The organism is Rhizobacter sp. P3_B12, assembly GCF_056402895.1.
Window position 1 is genome coordinate 1 of the sequence record NZ_JBFUGN010000201.1, and the last position, 8,008, is coordinate 8,008.

At 70.3% G+C, this 8,008-nt stretch carries 9 protein-coding genes; all 9 read left to right on the forward strand.

The window, feature by feature from the left end:
• Nucleotides 1-176 precede the first annotated feature (176 nt).
• Entirely contained in the window at nucleotides 177-1,517 is a 1,341-nt protein-coding gene (locus AC1D01_RS13260) for an ATP-binding protein (protein ID WP_477866881.1), read from the forward strand.
• Nucleotides 1,510-1,749, forward strand: coding sequence for a hypothetical protein (locus tag AC1D01_RS13265; protein WP_477866883.1), 240 nt, complete (start codon nucleotides 1,510-1,512; stop codon nucleotides 1,747-1,749). Before AC1D01_RS13260 ends, AC1D01_RS13265 begins: the two co-directional genes overlap by 8 nt.
• The gene (locus AC1D01_RS13270) at nucleotides 1,749-2,396 is read left to right on the forward strand and encodes a hypothetical protein (RefSeq protein ID WP_477866885.1); all 648 of its coding nucleotides are present in this window, start codon (nucleotides 1,749-1,751) and stop codon (nucleotides 2,394-2,396) included. The genes AC1D01_RS13265 and AC1D01_RS13270 overlap by 1 nt, the downstream gene beginning before the upstream one ends.
• A complete protein-coding gene (locus AC1D01_RS13275; protein WP_477866887.1) occupies nucleotides 2,396-2,743 on the forward strand; it encodes a hypothetical protein in 348 nt (115 codons plus the stop codon). Before AC1D01_RS13270 ends, AC1D01_RS13275 begins: the two co-directional genes overlap by 1 nt.
• A 3-nt stretch (nucleotides 2,744-2,746) precedes the next feature.
• The gene (locus AC1D01_RS13280) at nucleotides 2,747-3,922 is read left to right on the forward strand and encodes a phage late control D family protein (RefSeq protein WP_477866889.1); all 1,176 of its coding nucleotides are present in this window, start codon (nucleotides 2,747-2,749) and stop codon (nucleotides 3,920-3,922) included.
• A gap of 13 nt (nucleotides 3,923-3,935) precedes the next feature.
• Nucleotides 3,936-4,754, forward strand: coding sequence for a phage baseplate assembly protein V (locus AC1D01_RS13285; RefSeq protein ID WP_477866891.1), 819 nt, complete (start codon nucleotides 3,936-3,938; stop codon nucleotides 4,752-4,754).
• A gap of 1 nt (nucleotide 4,755) precedes the next feature.
• Entirely contained in the window at nucleotides 4,756-5,184 is a 429-nt protein-coding gene (locus AC1D01_RS13290) for a GPW/gp25 family protein (protein ID WP_477866893.1), read from the forward strand.
• Entirely contained in the window at nucleotides 5,184-6,398 is a 1,215-nt protein-coding gene (locus tag AC1D01_RS13295) for a baseplate J/gp47 family protein (protein ID WP_477866895.1), read from the forward strand. Before AC1D01_RS13290 ends, AC1D01_RS13295 begins: the two co-directional genes overlap by 1 nt.
• Nucleotides 6,399-6,407: 9 nt before the next feature.
• Nucleotides 6,408-8,008: hypothetical protein (locus AC1D01_RS13300; RefSeq protein ID WP_477866897.1), on the forward strand; the 1,601-nt coding region annotated here is incomplete at its 3' end.

Genomic DNA, 8,008 nt, shown 5'->3' on the forward strand with positions numbered 1-8,008 from the left:
GTCATCGATCCGGGTGCGGTGGACAGCGCCAGCACGCGTTCCCTGACCCTGCCGTTCGACGACCGCACCGGACAGATGCTGCTGACGGTGCAGCGCGAATTCGTGCGGCCCGCCGACGGCGTGACCCTGACCTTGCGCAGCGAGCCGGTGCTCATCACTGTCTTCGAAGGTCCGTGATGAACGCGCCGCGCCTCGAGCTGCCTGCGGCCTGCCTGCTCGGACCCGAGTGGGATCGGCTGCACCTGCTGGGCTACTTCGCGTCGCTGAGCCGGCAGGGCCAGGCACTCGGCGAAGAACAGGTGGCGCAGCTGCGCGAGCTGCAGGCCCAGGTCGACGTGTTGCGCGGTCCGGGCGGCACCTGGCAGCGCGCCCTCGGCACCCTGCCCGACCGGCTGGCGCTCGACGTGCTGGCCTGCGTGGCCGGTCCCGAACTCGAACCCCGCTTCGGCTGGGTGGTGCAGCAGCTGCAAGGCGGCTCGCCCTATCCGTCACGCGCATTGATCCAGGAACTGCTGGCGCTCGACCCCACGCAGGCCCATGCACTGCGCGCCGCGCTCGAACGCGACAGCCCGCTGGCCCGTTCGGGCTGGCTGCGCGGCGTGCACGACGATCCCTACAAGCCGCTGCAGCCCGACGCGCGGCTGATGGCTCGGCTCGGCGACCATGCCCACAAGCCGCCGCCCCCGCCGGGCGCCGAGCTGGTTCCGCTGGTGGCCGGCTGGCAGGACCTGGTGCTGCCGCCGGACCGCCTGCAGCTGCTCAACGAGTACCTGCTGTGGATCCGCGAACGCGACACCGTCGTCGGCCGCTGGGGCGGGCAACGCGTGGGCGGTCCGGTGGCCCTTTTCGCAGGTCCCTCGGGCACGGGCAAGACGCTCGCGGCCAGCGTGATCGCCGGCGCCCTCGGCTGGCCGCTGTTCCGCATCGACCTCGGCCGCCTCGTCAGCAAGTACGTCGGTGAAACCGAAGAGAACCTCAACCGCCTGTTCGAAGCGGCGCACGAACGACCGATGGTGCTGCAGTTCGACGAGGCCGACGCCCTGTTCGCCAAGCGTGGCGAAGTGAAGGAGGCGCGCGACCGCTACGCCAACATGGAGGTCAGCCACCTGCTGACGCGCATCGAGTCGCACGACGGCCCCTGCATCCTGACCACCAACCTGCGCCGCCAGCTCGACGCGGCCTTCCTGCGTCGCATCCACATCGTGGTCGAGTTCCCGCGGCCCGATGCCGCGGGACGCACCCTGCTGTGGCAACGCCTGCTGCCGCCGCGGGCGCCGCGCGCCGGCGACCTCGACGCCGAACTGCTGGCCGCTGCGGTGCCGCTCACCGGTGGACAGATCCGCAACGCCGCGCTGCACGCCGCCTACCTCGCGGCCGGTGAAGGCGGCGTGGCCATCGAACGCCGCCATGTGGCCGTCGGCGCCTGGCGCGAGCTGTCCAAGGACGGACGCGAGAACTCGCGCACCGACATCGGCGCCCTCGCCGCCCACCTTCCGCCGGAGATGTTCCGTGACTGAGATCGATCGCCTGTCCTTGTCCCTGCCCGCCGGCTTCGATCAGCGCGCCACACGCCTGGCGCGACTGACCGCGCAGGCCCTGGCGCGGCACGAGCTGCCGGCCCGCGGCGTGCTGCCCGCGGTCAGCGTGGCGCCGTTGCAGCTGGACGCACGCCGTTCTGATCATGCCCTGGCCGACGTGCTGGCCCGCCACATCGCGGCCGGCATCGGCGCGGCCGCAGGAGGCCTGTGATGCTGAACGAAACCCGCGGTTTCCTGCTCGAGTACGCGCTGTCGCTGCCGCCGTTGATGCTGGCCTTCGAGTTCAACCCGCAGCAGATCACGCGCAACCGCAGCGTGACCATCACGCTGGGTTCGACGCCGGCCACGCGCGGCGGCTATGACTTCGCGTTGCCCACCGAGACAGCGCGCGTGGCGCAAGGCGTGGCCATCGAACCCGAAAGTTTCGATGTCGAGATCCTGCTCGACGTGACCGACCGCATGAACGACGGCGACCCGATCGCGCGCACCTTCGGCATCGAACCCGAACTCGACACGGTGCGCAGCATGTGCGAGCCCAAGGCGCAGGGACCCGGCGGACTGCAGATGCTGTCCAGCCTCGGCCTGGGCGGCGCGCGCGCCTTCCAGAAGAGCGAGACCGCGTCGGTGCTGCTCTTCGTCTGGGGCACCCACGTGCTGCCGGTGTTCCTGAAGGCGGTCGACGTGACCGAGTCGCAGCACCTGCCCAGCCTGGTGCCGTACCGCGCCACGGTGAAGCTCACGCTGCAGGTGATCGAAGGCCGCAATCCCTTCTACATGGCCGAGAAGGTGCGACAGGTCGCCTCGGCCGCGCTCAACACCGGCCGCACCGCCGCGGCCGCCATCGGGGGGCTGCTCTGATGTTCCTCAAGAACTCGCGTTACCTCGCCAGCCAGCGCTTCGCGCCGGACGCCGACGGCATCCTGCCCTTCAAGGGCGTGCGGCCACGTCCCATCGGCACCGCCACCGGCGTGGTCGAGCACGGCCTGCAGGCGGGCGAACGCATGGAATCGCTGGCCACGCATTTCTACAACGACGCGCGCTTGTGGTGGCGCATCGTCGACGCGAACGCCGACGTCCTCTGTGCCGCCGAAGTCGAACAGCTCGGCCTCGATCCGCTGCCCGGCGAGCCACGCGAGCTCGCCTCGCAGGATCCCGCCGAGACCGAATACGGCGAAGTCCTGCTGGTGCCCAAGGCGAAGGAGTGACACGTGCTGCTCGACTTCCTGTCCGGCAAGGAACGCGCTCCCGCCGAGTGCRTGATCGAGATCGACTCGCGGCCCATCGTCGAGCTGTATCCCTTCCTGATCGAGGCGACGGTGGAAACCAGCCGCACCGAACCCGCCACCGCCTCGCTGGTGTTCGAGACGCGCCGCGACGAACACGGCGAATGGACGGTGCAGGACGCCTACGGCCTGGACCCGCGCGAGCCCATCCTGGCCGACTGGAAACCGATCACCATCCGCGCTGCGTTCGGCGTGCGCGAGGAAGAAGTGCTGCGCGGTTTCATCCGCCAGATCCGCACCGAGTACCCTGAGGACGCTGGTGCCGCACGCGTCACGGTGGAATGCCAGGACGAGTCGATGCAGCTCGACCGCGAGCACGTGCGCAAGGCCTGGGGCACCGAGCAACTGCCCTCGAGCGACCGGCTCATCCTCACCGAGCTGCTGGCGCCGTATGCGCCGCTGGCTTCGGACCCGGAAAGCGCCGCCGGACAGGACGGCCTGGTCGGCCTCAACCAGGACGGCACCGACATCCAGTTCCTCAAGGCCCGTGCCGAAGCCAACGGCCACGAGCTGCTGTTCCGCCGCGGCCTCGTCTACTTCGGCCCGATGCGACTGACCGGGACGCCCCAGCCGACGCTGATGGTCTACGCCGGTGCCGACACCAACTGCCTGTCGCTGAACATCACCAGCGACTCGCACCAGCCCGACGCCGTGCAGTTCCAGGCGCCGGCCGCCACCGGCACGACCGGCCGCACGGAAACCGTCCAGCCCGACCTGCCGCCGCTCGGCAAGGCCCGCGCCACCAGCAGCGAACGCGGCCTGCGCCCTTTCACCTGGACGCTGAGCGCCGAGGCCGGTGCCGACGAAGCCCGCCTGCGCCTGCTGGCGCAGCGCAAGGCCAACGACTTCGACATCCACAAGGTGCAAGGCGAAGGCGAACTCGACGGCACGCTGTATGGCCACGTGTTGCTCGCCGGCCAGCTGGTGGGCGTCGACGGACTGGGCAGCCGCCTGTCCGGCCAGTACTACGTCGACACCGTCGGCCACACATTCAACGCCCAGGGCTATCGCCAGCGCTTCAAGCTGCTGCGCAACGCCTACGGCGACAACCTCGAAGGCGCGTCGTCCCTGATCGGCGCCGCGCTTTCGGCCGTGTTCTGAAGGAGCGCATGCCATGGGCGACATGAACCGCGAACTGGCGCAGGTGCTGCGCGAGCGGCGTGCCGTCGGCAAGTTTCGCGGCATCGTGGTCGACAACGCCGACCCCGACAAGCGCGGCCGCGTGAAGGTGCGCGTGCCGGCCCTGCTGGGCGAGAACGACACCGACTGGGCGCTGCCCTGCTTTCCCTGCGGCGGCCTGGCCGACCAGGGCTGGTATGCGGTGCCGCAGGTCGACGCGCAGGTGTGGGTCGAGTTCGAAGGCGGCGACCTCAACTACCCGATCTGGACCGGCACCTTCTGGCAACAGGGCAGCGACGTGCCCGCCGAAGTGCAGGACCCGCCCACCACCACGCTGGTCAAGACGCCCAAGGGCCACAAGCTGCTGCTCGAGGACAAGGACGACAACGAGGCCATCGAGCTGGTCCACCTCGGCGGCGCCACCATCACCATCGACAAGAACGGCAGCGTCGCGCTCACCGACCAGGGCGGCGCCAAGGTCACGCTCGATGCCGACGCCGGCAAGATCCTGATCGAGGACGCCAACGGCAACTCGATCGCCATGAGTTCCAGCGGCACCAGCGTGAAGGACGGCAACGGCAACGAGATCGAGATGGCCGCCTCGGGCGTCAAGGTCAAGGGCCAGCAGATCGTCGTCGAGGGATCACAGGTGATGCTCGGCGGCCAGGGCGGCGAGCCGGTGATCAAGGGCCAGAGTTTCCTGACCCTGTTCGCGACCCACGTGCACACCTGCACCGCACCGGGCAGCCCCACCTCGCCGGCCATCCCCCAGGGCGAGATGTCCAGCCTCTCCACCAAGGTGATGGTGTCCTAGCATGCCCCGCTTCGGTCACCTGCCCTCGCGCCGACTGGCGGACCCGCCCTACCTGGCGTTTCCGCTGCGCATCGAGCATGCGCGTGGCGACGGCTCGGCGCCGCGCCCGCGCCTGGCCACGCGTGCCGAGCATGTGCGCGGGCAGATCGAGCAGGTGCTGTTCACCGTGGCCGGCGAGCGGGTCTACCGCCCCGAGTTCGGCGCCGGCGCGAAAGCCCTGCTGTTCGAACCGAATGCCACGCCGCTGTGGCAGATCACGCAGCGGCGGCTCGCCGCCTCGCTGGCCGAGGCACTGGCCGGTGAGGTCGATCCGAAGTCGCTCGAGGTCGAGGTGCGTGGCGACGATGCGCAGCTGCATATCCGCGTGGCCTACACGCTGGCGGCCATCGGCGAGCGCGAAGACCACCTGTTCCACGTCGGAGGCATCTGATGGCCGACACCCCGCTTCCCGTGTTGAGCTACAGCACCGACGGCTGCCCCGACTGCGGCCGCCGCGAGGTGCCGCCGCCCCGCGTGCTGCCGGCCATCGGCGACGACTTCGACTGGGACGTGCGCGACCACGACGGCCTGCGCCTGTTCATGCTCGAGGAGCTCGCGGCACGTTTCCCGAACCGCACGCGCTGGACGCCGGCCGACGTCGAAGTGGTGCTGGCGGAGATCCTCGCCTCGCAGCTCGACAAGCTGTCGGACATGCTCGACCGCATCGCGGCCGAGCAGACGCTGTCGACCGCGCGCCGGCCCGAGAGCGTGCGCCGCCTGCTCTCGCTGATCGGACACGACGCACTCGGCCTGGCCTGGAGCCGCCGGGAAGCGCCGTTCGAGCTCGATGCGCATGTGCTCTCCGGCGTCCCCGACCCGCTGCCCGACAACGCCCGCAGCCGGCTCGAACAGTACTGGCTCGACCACCCCGACAAGATGGACGAGGCGCGTGCCACCGGCCCGCGACAGATCCGCACGCAACGCCGCATGGTCACGCTGGCCGACTACGCCTTGCGTCTCGAAGGACCGCCCAACCATCCGCTGGTGCAGCGCGCCTATGCCTGGGCCGAATGGGACGGCGCCTGGCAGGTGGTGCGCGTGGCGGTCATCGCGACCGACCGCCGCGGACTCGACACCTTCGCCACCTACCCCGACGACCTGTGGGCGGCGATCGACATCTTCCACGACGAGCGCCAGGTGCCGTTGCCCGCGCGCGCATCCAGACCCAGTGTGCGCGCCGTGCTGCAACCCTTTCTCGACACCTACCGCATGGTTGGCCAACCGGTCGAGCTGGTCGCCGCGGTGGAAGTCGGCGTGGTGCTGTTCCTGTCGATCCAGGTGGGGCGCCACCACTTCCAGTCGGAAGTGCGGCACGCCGTCGAACAGGCGCTGGGCACCGGCCCGAACGGTTTCTTCCGGCCCGGACGGCTGCGCTTCGGCGAGGACCTGCGTGCCTCCGACATCATCCAGGCGCTGGTGGCGCTGGACGGCGTCGACAACGTCTGCCTCAACCGCTTCAAGCGGCTGGGCAACCGCTTTCCCGACCAGTCGACCTCCGGCCACATCCCGCTCGACGGCCTGGAAGTCGCGGTGTGCGACAACGATTCGGCCGACCTGGCGCGAGGCTACTACCGCCTCAAGCTGCACGGCGGCCGGCGTGGCTGAGGAATCGTCATGGCAACCCCCGGCACCAAACCCGACCTGACCCGCTTCAACCGCGCGGGGCTCGCGCGGGTGCAGTACGTCGACGCCAACGCGGCGGTGCTGCTCGAACGCCTGCGTGCCGGCCTCGCGGAACGTTTCGCACACTGGCCCGCCGTGCAGGCCGACACCTCGCGCGACCATGAGGCGATCGTCTTGAACGAACGCCTGCTGACCCAGTACCACGCGCCGCGCGACGACATGTTGTGGCAGCTGACGCGCAGCTTCTCGCGCGCCACCCACGTGCTGACCGCCACGCTGGACGCCTATGCGAACGAAGGCTGGATCGGCACGGCCACGCAATGGGAGAGCCTGCGTCGCCTGGTCGCGATGCTCGACTACGCGCCGCATCCCTCCGCTTCGGCCTACACGCCGATCGGCCTGTTCTACAAACCCGGCGTGGCCGGCCGCATCGCGCCCGGTTTGCAACTGCGCCACGCGCCGCCCGACGGCTCGCCGCCGCTGGTTTTCGAGACGCTGGAAGAACAAGACGGTGACGCCGCGCTGAACGAACTGCGACTGGCCGGCCACGACCGCAACCCGGCCACCTTCACCGGCACCCGCCTGCGGCTCGAAGGCAAGCTCGAGAAGCTGAAGGTCGGCGATCCCATCGTGCTGGAGGACGAGCGCACGGGCCGCGCCTCGACCCACCTGGTGCATTCGGTCGACCCTGGCGAGACGCAGACCGAAGTCGTGTTCTCGCCGCCGGTGCGGCACGCCGAACCCCACACGCTCGGCTGGTTGCGCGTTCACGGCGTGCCCAAGGACAAGCTGGCCGTGAAGGCGCCCATCACGCACGGCGCGCAAGTGGAGCGCGCCCTGCAGCTGGCCACGCCGGCCGACGGCCTGGCGCCGGGCGACATCGTGCTGGTCGGTCGCACCGGCGCCAAGCCGCTGTACCGGCGGGTGCAGCGGGTCGACACGGCGGCGCGGCAACTCGTGTTCCATCGGCCGCTGGGCAACGTGGACCTCGACCGCGCGAGCATCGCGCGCCCGGTGYCGGTGCCGATCTCGCGCCGCGAGACGGCGCGCGAGACGGCCGAAGGCACGGGGCTGCGTTTCCTGCGGCTGGTCGGTGACTGGAGCCGGCTGCTCGGCCTGTGGCTGGCCGACATCCGCCTCCACGACGGACGCGAATACCTGCCGGTCTACGAGTGCGTGCGCGCCGAGTACACGCCGGTGGTCGACGGCAACGACGAGCGCGAGGGCTACACCGTCATCGGGCTGGCCTGGGACCCGGAAGAAGACGGCGTGTCCGTCGACGGCTTCGAACCCGATTTCTCGATCGGCAACCCGCAGTCGCTGCTGGCCCCGCCGCCCGGCGACGGGCCGTGGCGGCCCGACACCTTCCTGCAGCAGAGCGAACACGGCACGCTGAGCGAACCGCTGGTCGTCGCGGCACCGAAGCACACCCGCGCCGGCGACTGGGCCGTGCTGGTGCGCGGCACGCGGCTGGCCTGCGCGAAAGTGCGCAGCGTCACCATCGACAGCGATGCGAACGAGGCCCGCATCGCCAGCATCGACGGCTGGCACAACCAGCCCGAGGGCAGCGCCCAGCCCTTCTTCGTCACCAC